The sequence below is a fragment of the Terriglobia bacterium genome, assembly GCA_020073085.1.
GTDB lineage: Bacteria > Acidobacteriota > Terriglobia > JAIQFV01 > JAIQFV01 > JAIQFV01.
Genome location: JAIQFV010000002.1, coordinates 435316 through 452697 on the forward strand (window position 1 = coordinate 435316; position 17382 = coordinate 452697).

The window sequence follows — 17382 nt, forward strand, 5'->3', positions numbered from 1 at the left end:
TACATGCCTGCGTCTGGGTGGTGCGCGCCTTCGGGATACTCAATGACGACGAGATGTGGACTATCGTCCATTACATCCGGCACCTTCCTGCGAAGGGCAGTCTCGGCGAGCCCAGAGTCTATAACTCGGCTTTTTCACTTGGTCGGCACCCAATTCTCCAGGAACCCTTTTCCTCCGGCTTTTTCCCGCTCTTCGACGAGAGCCTGAAAGATGGCGCGCAACTGGGCATAGGGCAGAGTTCCGATGATCATCCGGTTATTGATGATCAGGGTAGGAGTGGAGCGGATGCCGTGTGCGTACTTTTCTGAGGTCTTTTCGTACTCGCTGCCGGTATTAGTAATCCGCTGGACGAGCTCCTTCGTCTTCGGGTCATTAAGTGCACCTTCGACCTGGTATCTCTTCGCCAGGGCAATTCGCCAGACCGGATCCTTGGCTTTTTCGAAATTCGCGAAGATCTCATCATGGATTTGCGTAAACTTGGCCGGGTCGTAGGCCGCCAGGTAGGCGAGATCGCAGGCCCCCGGATGCTTGTCCTTCTCGACCACCTGGTTACACCGGGCCTCCAGCGGGAAGAACTGGTAGGCGACATTGATCTTCCCCTTGAATTCCTCCTTGAGCTTCCCCATCTGCTGCGTCAGAAAAAGACAGTCCGGGCAGAGAAAATCGGCGTACTCGATGATCTGGATGGGGGCGTCCTCAAACTTATCGGTCGACCGGATGGTTCGGTACGGTGAAATCAGGCTGGGGGACTTCACCACGGCCAGATTGTAGTATTGAGTCACCACCCGCGCGGCCACACCACCGGATTGCGCATCCCGCCGGGCATGATGAAAAAGAACCATCCCGTAAGCGCCGAGCAGCGTGACAATGGCAAACGTCGCCAGATGCTTCAGGGAGGGGCTGACATATCTCGAGATCCATCCTGGGCTCTCACGGTCGATTCCGTATCTCCAAAAAAGGGCGAAGCTGGCGATGGAGAAAAGATAGTAGCCGGTACACAGAAGACACAAGCTCTTGAGATAAAGGACCGAGAAGAGAAACAGCCCGGCCACACCTGCAAAATTGGCGATCGAAAGCGTCCTGTTGGTTCGTTCCAGATCGGCCGAGGGGAATACTGCTCCCAGGGAGACCAGGGCCCCGACGAGAAGACCAAAGTATCCCAGCGGGACGCCTCGCACTTGAGAGATGACTGAAAATGCGGAACTTTCGCAGTTAAAGAAGGAATTGATGTCACAAAACGAACCGGCATAGATGGAGGTCGGGTAGTTTGCCAGGAAGAAATGCCGGATCGTCAGGACAGAGAAAACCATCATTCCCAATCCGAAGAGAAAGCTTAGCATTCGAGACCAGGCCTTGCCATTCAGGGTTAAGGATTCTTGCATGTGGACCTGCCTGATGATGTTGGATTGGAACAACTTGGCAATGCCGAAGAGGCTTAGGAGAGGAGTTCCTAGATTCGTCCGGACCGCCGCGCTCGCTTACTGCGTTCAATCAGAAGATTGAATTTCATACACCCCCATCAGGCCCGAAGGGCTGTCAGACTGTAGCCCCACCTGAAGCTCCGTCCCGCGTTCTTTGCGGGGCGGAGCGAGGGTGGGGTGCCAGTCTCCCCAATGATATCCGAGCCCCGCTGGCGGGGCGAAAGAATCTACCGAATGGTTCTTCGGACAACCCTACAATAATCCCCTGGCATGTTCCTCTCCGCACTGCTTTCTCTACCCCACGTTACCCTTACTCGTTTCACGAATTAGTGGACCCCAATTTCACCAGTCGAATTCTCGCAACGATATCGGAACAGTCGAGTTCTTCCTGGCAGCGGGAGCGCCCTCGGAAGATCTTGTTTCAGTGAGAGTGGCGTCCTCATTCCGAGTGCATGGAATCGAATATGTCATTCGGTGTACTTCGACCTGACGACATTGTTTCGCCCCGCAAGCGGGGCTCTCACATTTTCTCACCTCGGTACCCCACCCTCGCTCTCCGCCTACGGCGGACGGAGCTTCAGGTGGGGCTACAATCTGACAGCCCTTCGGGCCTAAAGGGCCAAAAGGGTTACTCGAGAAGCATCCACTAATGGGAATCGAATCTTCCTCCGACATTGATCGTGGCCTTCAACTTTGGAATTCGGGTCAACAGCGTTTCACCTCTTTGCTCGATCCCGTTCAGGGCGACCAGGCTGGTCGCCCTACCGCAGGGGTTCCAGCAACCGCTTGTGTCCCCTTATTTTTCCCGGTGATTTGAGTCCTTCCCCTCCGATTCCTTTGCTGAATCCAGCTTCCAGCCCTCCCGGATCGTGGTGCCCCCGCAGTAGGTCTTCGGGCAGCGGACATCATTCAGGCATTGCAGGATGGGGTTGCACGCATCTTCCGCCGACTCGTCTTCCTTCATCGGGGCAGACTCTTTGCACGCGCCTGAATAGGCCGGATTGGTGAAAGTGCACATCGCCGTGGTGGCATTCGTACTCAAACGCGGCAAAGGGACAGGACAAGAGCCGCCAAACAACGGGGTGGCGGCCACAATCAGGACCAGACAAGCCGCCATCGTGATAAGGAATGGGGATGTGTTGATAGATTTTGAGTCAACTGAAAGAGAATGACAAACACGCTTCATGGTTCCTCCTTTGAATCCCGGTCCTCGACTAATACGAACGTCGTTGAAAATGTACAAAATCGTGCGCGATTCAACGTAGGGGCGCATAGTCCGCCGCGGCGGACGCCCCTACAGCGAAGATTCCACAACTACCCCATGTAACTCTAATTCTAACGTGTGTATTAAAAGGCCAGTAAAATCTCACAGGATACACGTGAATGAATGGCCATAATCAAATTGTTCCTGGAGGGACACCTCATCGACCAACCATGAAGAAGACCGCTCATTCAGCGTGACCGCATTCAAGGATTCAACTTATCGCATCCCTTGAAAAAGTCCCGTCGACCATCCGTGAGATCCCCAGCGGGTTATTGTCCTTGAGTTCGTCGGGCAGGGCCGTCTCCGGAAAGGATTGATAGCACACGGGCCTTACAAAGCGATAGATGGCTCGAGCACCGACGGAAGTTGTACGTCCATCTGAGGTTGCGGGATAGGGTCCCCCGTGCACCATGGCGTTCGAGACCTCGACGCCCGTGGGGAAGCCATTGAAGATCAGCCGGCCCACCCTGGTTTCCAGGATCGCCAGGAGGTCCCTGAACTCTTCGAGATCCTTCTCGGTCCCATGGAGCGTCGCTGTGAGTTGTCCCTCCATCGTCCGCGCTACGTCCAGCAATTGCTCCCGGTTTGAATGCATAACCAGCAGTGTCGTGGGACCGAAGATTTCTGCGCTCAGTTCGGGATGAGAGAGGTACGATGCTGCGTCGACAAGAAAAAGAGCCGGGCCGGCCTGGCAGCCCCCAGGTGCAGTGCGGATCGTATGCCCGACGACAGTCTTGACGCCACGGCGTTCCGACCGGGCTGACACTGCGGCATGATACGCGGAGGAGATGCCCGGCGTGAGCATGGTGAACTCCCCGAAATTTCCCATCAGGGCCCGCATTTTTTCCACAAAAGCATCCCCCTCCGCGTCCTTCGCCATCACTACCAATCCTGGATTCGTGCAGAACTGGCCCGCGCCCAGTGTCACCGAACTGCTCAATCCTGCCGCGATTTGATCCCGTTTTTCCCGCATCGCGCCGGGAAGAATGAAAACAGGGTTGACGCTGCTCATTTCGGCGAAGAACGGAATGGGAACGGGTCGGGATGAAACCGCACCCATCAATGCAAGGCCACCGGAGCGCGATCCCGTAAAGGCGGCAGCCCTTACCAACGGATGTTTGACGAGCGCTGTCCCGATTTCAAATCCGGCATCGTACAGAAGCGAGAAGACACCTTCGGGGAGGTGGCAGTCGCGCACGGCATCCTGGACTGCCCGTCCCACCAGTTCGGAGGTTCCGGGATGGGCGGGGTGTGCCTTCACGATGACGGGATTCCCCGCTGCCAGCGCCGAAGCGGTATCGCCGCCCGCTACCGAAAATGCCAGAGGGAAATTGCTCGAACCAAACACGGCCACCGGACCCAGGGGCCTAAACAGGGACCGGACATCCGGCCGGCGTTGAGGCTCGCGGTGGGGGTCGCCTCGATCGATCCGGGCATCAATCCACGAGCCCTCTTCAACCAGATCAGCAAAGAGCCGCAGCTGATGGCAGGTGCGACCGATCTCGGTTTGAATCCGAGCCGCCGGCAAGCCGGTCTCCTGGGGAGTGCGCACGAGAAGAAGTTCTCTAAGGCCGTCAACACGATCTGCAACCATGCGGAGAAACACTGCTTTCTCTCGGCCTGAAGCGTGGCTGTAAACCGCGAATGCTCGAGCTGCCAGCTCCACGGCTTCGCCGACTTCCTCCAGACTGGCGGAATAATAGGCCGGGGGGATCTGTTCACCGGTCGCTGGATTAATGCCATACAGGACCTTGCCTTGAAATGTCCCAGGGTGAAATCCGATGATCGACCTGCCAGTGAGTTCCACGAGGTTCGCCCTCCTTAAATCACGGGCCGATTGTTGAGCGTTTCGTGAATAACTGCCAAGACCGCTTCCCGCTCCTCGCCCACTAGCTCCAGACGGGGCGGCCGCACGCGTGCATTGCCCATGCCAACCTCCTGCTGCACCAGCTTGATCAATTGAACGAACTTCGGGACGGTGTCCATTCGGAGCAGAGGCAGGAACCAGTGATATAACGGGTCCGCTTTCGGGCGATCGCCTTTCATGGTGTGGTTGAACAGATCCACGGACTCCTTGGGCAACGCGTTCGCAAGGCCTGCGATCCATCCCGCCGCACCCATGGTAATGCCTTCGACAATGGCATCATCGACACCCACAAAAATGGCCAGACGATCACCGGTCAACGCCCGGATAGCGGTCACACGCCGGATATCGGTGCTGGATTCCTTGACGGCGTCAAGGTTTCCGTGCTCTGAAGCCAGTTCGTGAATATGTTCCGGCAAGAAATCGGTACCGTACGCGACCGGATTGTTGTAAAGCATGCAGGAAAGCCGGGTGGCGGAGAGAATGGAGGAGACATAAGCCTTCATTTCGCGCCAGTCACCTCGATAGACATAAGGAGGCAACACCATCAATCCGCGGCAACCCTGGTCCGCAGCGAGCCGGGCCATCGTCATACCTTCAGCGGTGCTCAACGCCGAAATTGCTGCAACGACCGGCACGCGATCTCCCACGGCCCGCACGCAGGTGCGCCAGAGGTCGCCTTTCTCGCTGCCGGTCAGCGTGGCCCCTTCGCCCAGCGACCCGGGCGTTACCATGCCCGTGCAACCGTGTTCGACCAGCCATTGACAATGACGGGCGACAAACCCGTGGTCCACACTCAGATCTTCCTTGAAGTTGGTCGTGATAGCAGGCATCACGCCTTTCCATTGCAGAGTCATAATTCACCCTCGACAGACGACGCCTTTCGACTTTCGGGGACACCGGACGTCGACGCCAGACTGTCCAATCGGACAGGAAAGATTGGAGGCCGAACCGACTTCGGAATCCAATGAAACAGGAACTCAACCGCCGATCCGCAGATCCGTCCCTGGCAAGGGCCCATACCACAGCGGGTGAGCATCTTCGCACTGTTCCAACTGGGCTGCGTTTGCAGTTGTTCCAAGGTTATATCCTCGCAGCGGCACACGATGGTTTCCGGCCGTGGCAGGTTTTTCAGTTCATCGCGCAACTGAAAGGCGCGGTCCATCTTGAGGGCGAGGCGACGCAGCTTGGTTCGCGCTGCAAAAAGCGCTTGAGCCTTGGCGTTCTGGCGGGTCGCGGCATATCCCGCGATCTGCCCTTCGACGATGGACAGTTCCAGGCCTCCAATGCCCGTTGCCTCGCCGGCACAATACACCTGATCCACCGAAGTTTCCTGAAAATCCCCCACTCGCACTACGCCTTCCCGAAGTTCACAGTCCAACAAGGCGGCGAGTTCGGTGTTGGCGACAAGATGGAACCCGCAAGCCAGATAATCACAGGCAAGGCTCCAGGTCTTACTGCCCTGGCGGAGCGTGATGGTGCGGAGCTTCTTGTCTCCCTCCGCCGCAACGGGCCAACAACTCGTGAGATACCGTACCCCCAGGAGTTGTTTTTCCAGCGTGACCAACTGGAGCAACTTTCGCGGATGCCTGCAAAGGGCCAGGCCAACGGGGACCAGCCTGCGCCGTGGCGCCTGTTCCGCAATCAAACGGAGATCGGCGCCTTGTTCCCGCAGATAAGCGGCAACCGCCAGCAGCAGCGGGCCGCTGCCGGCAACCACGACCTTCTTCCCGATGATGGAGACTCCGGACTTGACCATCGCCTGCAATCCGCCGGCGCCCATCACGTTCGGCAGCGTCCACCCCGGAAAAGGCAAGAATCGCTCCCGTGCTCCTGTGGCGAGAATTAGTGTGTGGTAGCTCAACTCATAGACGCCCCCCGAAGCTTCGGCCCGCAGCACACCCGCTTCAGGGAAATCAAAGATCTTGGCGCCGTTGATCCGCTCCACCTTGGCGTCTCGAACTTTCTTAAACCACTCCTCTGCGTCCGGCGCGCTTTGTTTGCGCTGTTCCTCGCGCCAGATCTGTCCTCCCAGGCCTGGGTTGTCATCGATGATCGTCACACGAACTTGAGCTTGAGCGGCACTGCATGCCGCAGCGAGACCCGCAGGACCTCCGCCCACAACAAGTACATCGCATTCGTGACGCGTCTTATCCATCGGTCCGCACATCCATCCCGTCTTGACAGGGGATCTGACAACTTCGGGAGTGCGCCTGTCCGTTGACCGTCACCCGGCATTCATAGCAGATCCCCATTCCACAAAGAGGGCCGCGTGGCTCGCCCGTTACCGATCTACGAAACGAGGTCCGGCCCGATGCAACAATGGCTGCGGCGACCAGGGTTCCTGCCGGCACTGTGACCTCGACACCATCGATTGTCAGGCTGACAGGTTCAGGCATGGATTGGTCCTTGCGCGGCGCGCGACGGTAAATAAGGTTCAACGGGAATCTGAGGGGAGCGGCTCAGCAGTTGATCTGCCAGCAGCTTCGCTGTCCCCAGGGAGGTGGTGATGCCGAGCCCCTCGTGTCCTGTGGCAAGATAGAGCCATTCTTGTCCGGGGCAAGGTCCGATCAGAGGCAGTTTGTCGGGGGTAGCGGGACGAAATCCAGTCCAGGCGCGAAGGGCAGAGAGCTGCGCGAGGCCCGGCATGTATTCACGGGCCCGCTGGAGCATCTTCCGGAGCATCAAGGCCTCGACCTTCAAATCGTCCACTCCATACTGGCGCGATGATCCGATGAGCACTTGTCCTGTTTGCCGCGGCTGAATATTGAAGGCAACCGAGTCTGCCGTGAGCGAATGCGCGCTCTTCAGGTACCCCAGTTCGACCAGTTGATGGCGCACGAAACCCGGATAACGATCGGTGATCACCAGGTGGCCCTTCCGCTTCTGAACCGCCACTCCCGGCGTGAGTTGCGGCGACAAGGCGCCCCCCGCATTGACCGTCACTCGGGTAGGAATGCGCGTGCCGTCGAGAAGCGTGAGGCCTTCCCGGCTGACTCCGACGGCAGGTTGGCCGAAGCGCACCACAGCGCCCCGGTCTTTGGCGCGTTCGAGGAGATAGCGTGCGGCACAGGGCGGGTAAATGACTCCATCCTCCGGGACCAGCAATCCTCCTATCAACCCTTTTCGCAGGTTGGGCTCAGCCTCCTCAAGAGCTTTCGCATCGAGGATTTCGACTGGTACGCCGCGGGCCTTGTAGAAATCTTGTTTGCGTCTCACCGCCGCCATCTCTTCATCGTCCGCCGCCACCCAAATCGTGCCGCAGCGTTCGTATTCCACATCGACGGGGAGTTGTGACGAGAGTTCGTTCCAGAGCTCTTGTGAATATCGGGTCAGCGCGAACTGCGCCTCGGAATCATCCATAGCCACGATGTGACCCATCCCGGCGCTGGTGGCGCCACCACCGACGAGATCACGTTCGATGACCACGACACACATTCCGGCCTGCGCGCACTCAGCCGCACAAGCCGCACCCACGATGCCGGCGCCCACAATCGCGACATCAAACGCCGTTGAGGTCATCGCCGGATCCCCCAGCAGAATGGGTCCGCTTCATCAAGGATGAGCGTGGCCTCTGCATTTACGAAGGCCGAACCTTTGATCGTCGGAATGACCTTATTCCTCACGACTTGGACACTGCCTTCAAAGACGCTGCCCACGATGCTTTCCTGCCGCCACACTTGACCTTCCTTGAACTTTCCATCGGCGTAGAGACACGCCATCTTCGCGCTGGTGCCGGTTCCGCAGGGTGAACGGTCATACGCCTTTCCCGGACACAGCACGAAGTTCTTGCTGTCCACCCCCTTAAGTTGGGAAGGGGCAAACAGCTCAATGTGATCGATCTCCTGGCTGTTGGCCCCGGTGATCCCCTGTTGCCCAAGGGCTTGACGAATCTTCCAGGCAAAGTCCGTAAGGTCTTTAAGGTTTTCAAGGGTCAGCCGATGTTGCGTCATGGAGGGATCGGTGACCAGGAAAAACCAATTGCCGCCCCAGGCCACATCGCCGGTCACCTGTCCATGCCCCGGAACATTCACCGTCACGCGGGTCGCGAGCCGGTAGCTGGGCACATTGACTACACTCACTTTGCCTTCTTCATCAAGTTGCGCCACAACAGTTCCTACGGGAGTCTCAATGCGATGCGTCCCCGGCCCGATTCTGTTGAGGTAGGCGAGGGTTGTGATCAGGCCGATCGTTCCGTGCCCGCACATGCTGAGAAAACCGACGTTGTTGAAAAAGATGACTCCGGCTGCACAGGAAGGATCGACGGGTTCGCACAGCAACGCGCCGACTACCGCATCCGAGCCACGGGGCTCGTTCACAATCGCGGAGCGGAAGTGGTCGTACTCCTGCCGAAAGCGACTTAGCCGCTCGGCAAGCGGACCCTCTCCCAGGTCCGGCCCGCCGCTGATGACAACGCGGGTCGGTTCACCCCCGGTGTGCGAATCAACGATCTGAACACGCCTCAGGCTTGTGGTGGTCATAAGGATAGGGACAGACACCTTACGCTCATTGATCTTGGGAGACCTATAAAGCTGGTGTCTGTCCCTTCCCTTATGATAAACCGCCAATGATTATGGCACAGGAGGCGCCAGAGGTGAAATCCTCTGCGTCTTTGCGGTGAATGCTTTTTTTGAAGCCTAGCAGGAAGGCTGACGTGATTTGAAGGAGAAGAACCCGGCGACGTTTTCTCTAAGGATCTGCGGGAAACTTTTGTCCAGGTAAGAGCGGATAGAGACGTAGCACTCGTCGCAGCCATTATGACGCGAGAACTCCTTCACCATGCGAGGCCGCTCGTGGAGTGCATACCGTTTGAACTGCATGGAGCAGGGTTGTAAAGCGCCGTCGCTGGTGACCACGAGAAAGCGGAGGCCGGCCTTGCACCCGGGGGCCTTGCCGTTCTCGAAGTAGTGACGCGTCGAATCCAGCGTGGACTGCGAGTTGGCGACCCAGTGGGATTCATCCATGCGCGCTTTGATCCCTTCGAATTGCTCCTTCAGGACGGCCAACTGCTCCGGCGAGTTGAGAAAGTAGTCCCTGCAACCGGTCCGTCGCGAAGTATAGGCGCTGTAACTGATGTTGACGCCCCATTCCCGCGCCTTATCGGCGGCTTTATTGATCTCTGAGACATTTTCGCTTGTAATGCAGTTGTTCAGGACAATGTCATCATGGCCCAGGGCAGCCAGCTCGGGAATGATCCGGCTCATGTGCTGGAACAGGCCGGGACAGCCGCGGAAGTCGTCGTGGCGTTCGTCCGGAAAATCGAGGCTGACGGAGAACTGATTGACCCCCGCTTCACGCAACGCCAGGTAACGGGCCTTCGTCATCAGCGACCAGTTTGAAACCAGGATAAGGTAAGGCAATACCGAATCGCCTTTGATGTTGCGGGCGATCTCGACAATGTCATCGCGCATCAGCGGTTCGCCGCCCGAAATCTGAACCACACTCGGCCGCAACACATTCATATAATGGTGGTAATCGGCCGGTTTCATGTTTCTGGAAGTGTCCCGGTCGCCGCCGTGGTCGCAGTGCTTGCAGAAACAGGTGCAGGAGTCGGTGACCTCAAAAGAGACCACGATGGGACGTTCGGCGAACCAGTTGACAGAGCCACGGGCGATGATTTGCAGAGATTCGGAGAATGAGCGCTTACGCATAATGATAGGTCTTGCTACCCCGGCGGAAGGAACGTCAAATCACGACGGGCGAGGAATTGATACTAGCAGAGAGATAAAAGGCCGTCAATAATACACGTGAGAATCTTCACAAACCGGACGCCAACGGAAGGATTTGATGGGGCCGCGCTGAAACGACCTTCCCGGGTGCCGCAGGTATGCAGAGAGCGCATGCCCGCGGCACCCGAGGTAGTGACGAATTTATTCGTCCTCAATCGCAGGCATGCAAGGAGCGCATGCCCGCGGCACCCGAGGTAGTGACGAATTTATTCGTCCTCAATCGCAGGCATGCAGAGAGCGCATGCCCGCGGCACCCGAGGTAGCGACGAATTTATTCGTCCTCAATCGCAGGCATGTAGAGAGCGCATGCCGGCGGCACCCGAGGTAGTGACGAATTTATTCGTCCTCAATCGCAGGCATGCAAGGAGCGCATGCCTGCGGCACCCGAGGTAGTGACGAATTTATTCGTCCTCAATCGCAGGCATGCAAGGAGCGCAAGCCCGCGGCACCCGAGGTAGTGACGAATTCATTCGTCCTCGATCGCAGGCATGCAAGGAGCGCATGCCCGCGGCACCCGACACCCGAATCACCCTTCGTTTTTACTTCGTAGCACGTTTGGGTGCCTTCTTATTCAGGGTTTCGAGCAATTCCTTGGCGGAGGCGGGAGCAGGCACAGCGCCATTGAGGACGATGTCCTTGGCACTGACTTCTTTCCCGTAGACCGCCTTATTGGCATCGTTGTCCGGGCGCAGGGTGGAGCCTTCGAGCGAGATTCCTGCGAACGCACCCCGCGACCTCGAATAGGTCAGCACTTCGGCGCGCAGGCTGGCGTCTGTGGCGGCAGAGAGATCACGGCCTTTTGGACCCGCAGACGCGGCCGCGTCGGCGCCCAGCTTCACTTTGCTGCTGAGGATCGAGCGGGCGCCCCGATCATTCATCACCAGCAGGACAAAGTCCGTTGCCTGGCCACCCAACTGCAACCCGATACTTCCGCCTTCCAGGGCGATCATCGTGGGCGCACCCCAGGCCGCGTTGAAATCCTTCCCGGTGCGGCATGTCATCACTCCCCGGCCATAGCTGCCCCCAATACCAATGGCAATCTTGAGCACTGAAGGAAGCACGATAACGCAAGCGGCCTTCTCGATGAGTTGCGGCGGGACGTTATCAGGCACATTGAGAATTTCGGTCATCACGGTGCCGGCATTCTCGATCCGCTCGTTCTCTTTTTTCTGAGCGTAGACGGGGAGGTACATCAGGGAAACCAAAACCAATACGGACAGCACTCGTTTCATGATTCTCTCCTCATTGGGGAATCGGGTCTTCCACGGTTAGGCGTCCGGTTTCGACTATGTCCGGTACGCGGTCGGGCGCCGTGAACGAGCGAAGATCGGCTGTTCATGCCACCTGGCCAAGTAAAATAAGTCTCTGCGAACTGATCAACTGAGATCAATTGTAGAGCCCGCGTGATGAGTTTTCAAGTCATTCTTATTCGTGTTGTCTGAGGAATGGCTGATCCTGCTCAAGGGGCGGCCAAGGTCACGAGCAGCTTCGCGATTCCCCTCCTTCACTGAACGCAGTATCTTTTGGAGAACATGTAATATCTTCTTCCAACCCCGGTTCCACGTGGCTGTCCTTTTGTTTTTTAGTCAAAGCCATTGAAGATTTACTGCTTGATGCTATCCTTAGTACTGGTCATCAAGAAAAATTTAGTCAGAAACCAAGGTGCCCGACTTTGGAGACGAAGGACGTGGAAGGGAACTTTCTTCTGAAATCCGAAAAGCTCACCTCGTTTCAATCCGGATTCATCCCAGGAGGAGACTACCATGACCCCTGAATTGCCAACTCTTGAAATGGTCGTCGCGCGACTCACTCGAGTCGAAGTACAGAATCGAAATCTAAGGCGTTTGGTTTGTGCCCTGGCTCTCCTCGTGGGTGCTGTGCTGCTCATGGGTCAGGCAGAGACCAACCATGTGATTGAAGCTCAGAAATTCATCCTGACCGACTCTGAAGGAAAAACCCGCGCGCTCCTCAATTCGAATGAACAAGGGGGGGCCAATTTCGTAATAGTGGATGCAAGCGGCAAGCAGCGGGTCAATCTGGGTACCACCCATTCTGACACCCTCCTGAGCCTGCTGGATGCCAACGAGAAAGTCCGGACCATGCTGGGCACCGACAATGCGCACGGGACCTTCCTCGCCATCAACGGTGCGAACGGACGCAAGAGAGCCCTGTTTCTTGATGACAAGAAGGGGGTGGGGGTGAGCTTCTTCGGCCCGGGCGAAAAGACAAGCACTTCCCTGGGAGAGGATGCTTCGGGATCAGCCCTTGTTCTGCGCCGCCCCGACCTGACGGATGGGATTGTGCTCTCGGCCCGTCAAGGGGATGCCAGCATCGATCTGATCGATCAGAGTAACCTCATGGCCACACTGGGGAATTCCCAGCCCCCCGGGCCGGGTGAGGTGAACCGGTACTCTGCAGCTTCGTTTGTGCTCTATGATAAGAAAGGGCAGGTTCTCTTTCGAATGCCGTGAAGCAGCTTCAGATGAAAGATTTGGTGGCCGGAATGAAATCCAGGTTCTAATCGAATGCAGGCACTCCCTTTTGATGTCCGTTTTGAGCTGGATGGCTGGAAGCTTTTCTGGGCGCTGCTGGAGCTCGAATCCGGCCACACAGATTCAATGCTGACTCTGACGCATGAGGTCGCGGACCGCGTGAGACAAGAGATGCGGCTGGAGACGCTCTCCGAACACCCGACCGCTGCCGGTCTTCGCAAACTCTTCCGTGCAGCCGGATGTGACCCCACCCGGTACCGGCCCTCTTCCGAGGCCTTGCTGCGCAGGCTGCTCAAAGGAGAGGAAATGCCGACCATTCTTCCCCTGGTGGACTTAAACAACTGTCTTTCGGCCAGTCTCGCGGTTCCCTGTTGCGTGATGGCAGAGGAAACGCTTTCGCCTCCATTTACATTTCGAGCGGGAAAGGCGGGGGAAAGTTACGAATCGCTGCGCGGCCCCTTCAGCCTGGAAGGGAAGCCGCTGCTCGCGGATGCCCAGGGTCCATGCGACGCGCCGATTACCGGGGGGCAGCGCGTGAAAGTGACCGCCGAGACCCGCCGCGCATGGCTGGTCGCCTATCTCCCCGCGGGCGTGGTGGATCCGGCCATGGTGGAACAGCGCCTCATGGAACTGCTGGCATCAGCATCGGTCGCGCGGGTCCATTGCACCGGCGCATCTTGAACCAACGGCGAGATTGCAGGGGCATTTTCAGCTCATGCTGGAAATGACTTTGTCCCCATAACGGAAAATGAAAACGAGTCGTTCCTTGGATCGATCGCGCTTGGGGGCAACCAATACAAGCGTCTTTGAACAAGTTACAAAATTGTGCATGATTCAACGTAGGGGCGTCCGCCGAGGCGGACGCCCCTACTGCTAAAATTGTGCGATTACCCATCGAAAGGAGCTTTAGAATGCGAAGAGCTTTAATTCTATTTGTCTGCCTGCTGGCTTCAGTCGAAGCCAGCGTGGCCCAGGACGACAAGCCGCTGTTGCTGCGCAAACCCGCCTTGAGCAAAACCCAGATCGCATTCAACTACGCCGGCGACTTATGGATTGTCGGGCGTGAAGGGGGCAACGCGCGACGACTGACGACCGGGGTCGGCGTCGAGACCAATCCTGCGTTTTCACCGGATGGGACCCAGATTGCCTTTACCGGTGAGTATGCCGGCAACCTGGATGTCTATGTGGTGCCGGTGGACGGCGGGGTACCGCGTCGACTCACATATCATCCCGAGCCGGATGTCGTGTTGGGGTGGACACCCGATGGAAAGAAGATCCTCTTTCGATCCACGCGTTCCAGCTACTACCACTTTGCCGATAAGCTCTTCACGATCCCGCCGGAAGGCGGACTCCCGACCGAACTCCCTCTGCCCATGGGAGAGCAGGCCTCCTTTTCGCCCGACGGCACACACCTGGCTTACGTGCCCCATCCGCAATGGCAGGAGGCATGGAAACGATATCGCGGCGGACAGACCACCCCCATCTGGATCGCCAACCTGGCGGATTCCAACATCGAGCGGGTCCCGCGCGACAATTCCAATGACTCCACACCGATGTGGATCGGCAACACCGTCTACTTTCTCTCCGACCGCCAAGGTCCGGTGAGTCTGTTCGCTTACGACACCAACACCCGGCAAGTCACCGAGGCGATCAAAAACGATGGACTGGACATCAAGTCGGCATCGGCAGGTCCCGGCGCCATTGTCTACGAACAATTTGGCTCGCTGCATCTCTATGATCTGGATACTCACCAGACGAAGGCCGTGAGGGTGTCCTTGGCCGCAGACCTGGCCGAAGTGCCGCCTCATTTTGTAAAGGTTGAACCCAAGCGCATCCGCAACTTCAACCTTTCACCCACCGGAGCCCGGGCGGTGATCGAGGCCTGGGGCGAAATCTTCACCGTGCCTACCGATAAGGGCGATATTCGGAATTTGACACGCACCCCCGCCGTTGCCGAGCGCGATCCTGCCTGGTCGCCGGATGGGAAATGGATCGCCTACTTTTCAGACGCCTCCGGCGAATACGGATTGGAGATCCACGATCAGAGTGGACTCGGTGAAGTCCGGAAAATCAACCTGGGCAGTCCGCCCTCGTTCTTTTATTCTCCGGTGTGGTCTCCTGACAGCAAGAAGATCGCCTATTTCGACAAACGCCTCAACCTGTGGTACGTGGAGGTTGAGAAGGGAACTCCGGTCAAGGTGGACACCGACCTTTATGAAGGCGCGCAGTTCAACCAGAGCTGGTCTCCCGATTCAAATTGGATCGCTTACACAAACCAGCTGCCCAGCCACTACCACGCCGTGTCCGTCTATTCCCTCGAGCAACGCAAGGCGTACCCGATCACCGACGGCATGAGCGACGCGCTCTTTCCCTGTTTCGATGTGAACGGGAAGTACCTGTACTTTGCCGCGAGCACCGACCTGGGGCTCTCGACGGTGGGCTTTGATATGTCCAGTAACGACCATCCCATCACACGCAGTGCTTATGTGGTTGTGCTGCGCAAGGATCTGGTCTCGCCGCTGGCCCCTGAAAGCGACGAAGAAAAGATCAAGGATGAGAAAAAAGGCGAAAAGGACAAAGAGAAGGATCAGTCCAAAGACAAGAGTAAAGCCAAGGATCAAGGCAAACCGGCGGACGCCGATAAGGATAAAGACAAGGACAAAGAGAAGGAAGAGCCTGTCGTCGTCAAAATCGATTTCGAAGGTATCAGCCAGCGCATCCTCGCCCTGCCAATCCCGGCCCGCAACTATGTGAACATGATTCCGGGGAAAAGCGGGATTCTGTTCCTCTCGGAAGCCCCCATGGTCATTTCCCGCGGGGACGGCCCCGACCTGCAGCAAACCATTCAGAAGTTCGATCTCAGCAAACGAAAAGTGGACAAGTTCGTCGACGAAGTCAATGACTTCACGGTCTCGTTCAACGGCGAGAAGCTGCTCTATCGTAAGGGTGAGCAGTGGGCCACGGCGGCAACGGAGGACCCCCCCGCGCCGGGAGGCCCACCGAAGCCGGGCATCGGGCCTCTCAAACTCGACTCCATGGAGGTGTACGTCGAGCCTAAAGCCATGTGGAAGCAGATTTACAACGAGGTATGGCGCATCGAACGCGATTTCTTCTACGATCCGCACCACCACGGTCTCGACCTGGATAAGGTGAAAAAGAAGTACGAGCCGTACCTTGATAATGTGTCGTCTCGCAGCGAGCTGACCTACCTGTTTCAAGAGGCGCTTGGCGAGATGACGGTGGGCCATATGTTCGTCGGAGGCGGGGAACACCCCGAGCCCAAGAGGCTGAAAGGCGGACTCCTCGGCGCCGACTACACCATCGAGAACGGCCGCTACCGTGTGGCCAGGGTCTTTGACGGCGAGAACTGGAACCCGGGATTGCAGGCCCCGCTTACTCAGCCCGGGGTGAACGTGAAAGCAGGCGATTACCTCCTGGCCGCAGATGGCCGCGAACTGCACGCCTCCGACAACTTGTACAGCTTCTTTGAGGAGACCGCAGGGAAGCAGGTCGTTTTGAAGGTCGGGTCAAACCCCGACGGCAAGGATTCCCGTAACGTCACGGTGGTACCGGTTGAGAGCGAGGAGAACCTGCGCCGCTACGCGTGGATCGAAGGGAACCGCCGCAAGGTGGATCAGATGACCGGCGGCCGGGTGGCCTACCTCCATTTGCCCAACACGGCTGGCGCGGGCTACAGTAATTTCAACCGGTACTATTTCGCACAGGTTGGGAAGGAGGCTGCCATCATTGATGAGCGCTTCAATGAAGGTGGCCAACTCGCCGACTACATCGTCGACTATCTGCGCCGGCCGCTGATGAGCAAGGTGGCCACGCGCGAGGGCGCGGATTGGTCCAGCCCGTCCGAAGCCATCTATGGGCCCAAGGTGATGATCATCAACGAAATGGCCGGCTCCGGGGGCGATGCCCTTCCATGGTATTTCCGCAAAGCGGGGATCGGGCCGCTGATCGGGAAGAAGACGTGGGGCGGCCTGGTCGGAATCGGGGGTTATCCTGAACTGATCGATGGTGGGTTCGTGACCGCCCCGCGCTTCGCCCTCTACGGCCTCAACGGGGACTGGGAAGTCGAGAATCATGGGATCGCGCCGGACTACGACGTGGATCTCGATCCCGCCGCCGTCCGCGCCGGACACGATCTCCAACTCGAAAAGGCCGTCGAGGTTGTGATGGATCTGCTCAAGAAGAATCCCCTGCCCCAGTATAAGAAGCCGGAATACCCCAACTACCACAAGACCGACGGGCTGGGGGTGAAGTAGAGGACAGGTTAGGCCCGGAGGGCTGCCCGAGTGTGGCCCCACCCGTCGAAGATCCGGCGTTGCAGGATGCTTGGTCCCTCGCATCTGGCGGAGGAGCGAGGGCAGGCTCAGGAATTGAATGAGAGAATGGTTAGGCCCGGAGGGCTGCCCGAATGTAGCCCCACCTGAAGCTCCGCTCAGGCCCGGAGGGCCACCAGAATGTAGATAGGATGAGAAGGCCAATCTCCGCGGAGTACCGGTACAATGGTCTCCAAGGAAAAAAATCAACCCGGGCTTAAAAGCCCAGAGAGAGGAGATTGGCCATGACGGATTATAACAAAGCGGGACGGGTGATTGGA

Annotated in this window: 13 protein-coding genes; 3 read left to right on the top strand and 10 right to left on the bottom strand. The window is 57.8% G+C overall.

The window, feature by feature from the left end; genetic code table 11:
* Positions 1 to 134: 134 nt before the first annotated feature.
* From LAO21_04260 to LAO21_04305, 10 genes are all read right to left on the bottom strand, one after another.
* Positions 135 to 1382, bottom strand: coding sequence for a thioredoxin domain-containing protein (locus LAO21_04260; protein MBZ5551912.1), 1248 nt, complete (start codon positions 1380 to 1382; stop codon positions 135 to 137).
* Between the two features lie 835 nt (positions 1383 to 2217).
* A complete protein-coding gene (locus LAO21_04265; protein ID MBZ5551913.1) occupies positions 2218 to 2538 on the bottom strand; it encodes a hypothetical protein in 321 nt (106 codons plus the stop codon).
* Between the two features lie 358 nt (positions 2539 to 2896).
* Positions 2897 to 4492, bottom strand: a complete 1596-nt coding sequence (locus LAO21_04270) for an aldehyde dehydrogenase (NADP(+)) (GenBank protein ID MBZ5551914.1) — start codon at positions 4490 to 4492, stop codon at positions 2897 to 2899.
* 14 nt (positions 4493 to 4506) lie between these two features.
* Positions 4507 to 5406: a dihydrodipicolinate synthase family protein gene (locus tag LAO21_04275; protein ID MBZ5551915.1), complete on the bottom strand. Its 900-nt coding sequence runs from the start codon at positions 5404 to 5406 to the stop codon at positions 4507 to 4509.
* On the bottom strand, positions 5403 to 6707 hold the full coding sequence (locus tag LAO21_04280) for an NAD(P)/FAD-dependent oxidoreductase (protein MBZ5551916.1): 1305 nt from the start codon (positions 6705 to 6707) through the stop codon (positions 5403 to 5405). The genes LAO21_04275 and LAO21_04280 overlap by 4 nt, the downstream gene beginning before the upstream one ends.
* A complete protein-coding gene (locus LAO21_04285; protein ID MBZ5551917.1) occupies positions 6700 to 6948 on the bottom strand; it encodes a (2Fe-2S)-binding protein in 249 nt (82 codons plus the stop codon). Before LAO21_04285 ends, LAO21_04280 begins: the two co-directional genes overlap by 8 nt.
* Positions 6941 to 8071, bottom strand: coding sequence for an FAD-binding oxidoreductase (locus LAO21_04290; protein MBZ5551918.1), 1131 nt, complete (start codon positions 8069 to 8071; stop codon positions 6941 to 6943). The genes LAO21_04285 and LAO21_04290 overlap by 8 nt, the downstream gene beginning before the upstream one ends.
* Complete coding sequence (locus tag LAO21_04295; protein ID MBZ5551919.1) at positions 8068 to 9030, bottom strand: 4-hydroxyproline epimerase; 963 nt, start codon at positions 9028 to 9030, stop codon at positions 8068 to 8070. Before LAO21_04295 ends, LAO21_04290 begins: the two co-directional genes overlap by 4 nt.
* A 156-nt stretch (positions 9031 to 9186) precedes the next feature.
* Positions 9187 to 10200, bottom strand: a complete 1014-nt coding sequence (locus LAO21_04300; GenBank protein MBZ5551920.1) for a radical SAM protein — start codon at positions 10198 to 10200, stop codon at positions 9187 to 9189.
* 617 nt (positions 10201 to 10817) lie between these two features.
* Complete coding sequence (locus LAO21_04305) at positions 10818 to 11510, bottom strand: lipid-binding SYLF domain-containing protein (protein MBZ5551921.1); 693 nt, start codon at positions 11508 to 11510, stop codon at positions 10818 to 10820.
* 531 nt (positions 11511 to 12041) lie between these two features.
* Between LAO21_04305 and LAO21_04310 the strand changes: the two genes are divergently transcribed.
* The 3 genes from LAO21_04310 (at position 12042) to LAO21_04320 (ending at position 17044) form a co-directional block, all read left to right on the top strand.
* A complete protein-coding gene (locus LAO21_04310; GenBank protein MBZ5551922.1) occupies positions 12042 to 12749 on the top strand; it encodes a hypothetical protein in 708 nt (235 codons plus the stop codon).
* A 54-nt stretch (positions 12750 to 12803) separates the two neighbouring features.
* Positions 12804 to 13451, top strand: coding sequence for a hypothetical protein (locus LAO21_04315; protein MBZ5551923.1), 648 nt, complete (start codon positions 12804 to 12806; stop codon positions 13449 to 13451).
* A 230-nt stretch (positions 13452 to 13681) separates the two neighbouring features.
* Entirely contained in the window at positions 13682 to 17044 is a 3363-nt protein-coding gene (locus LAO21_04320) for a PDZ domain-containing protein (protein MBZ5551924.1), read from the top strand.
* Positions 17045 to 17382 lie beyond the last annotated feature (338 nt).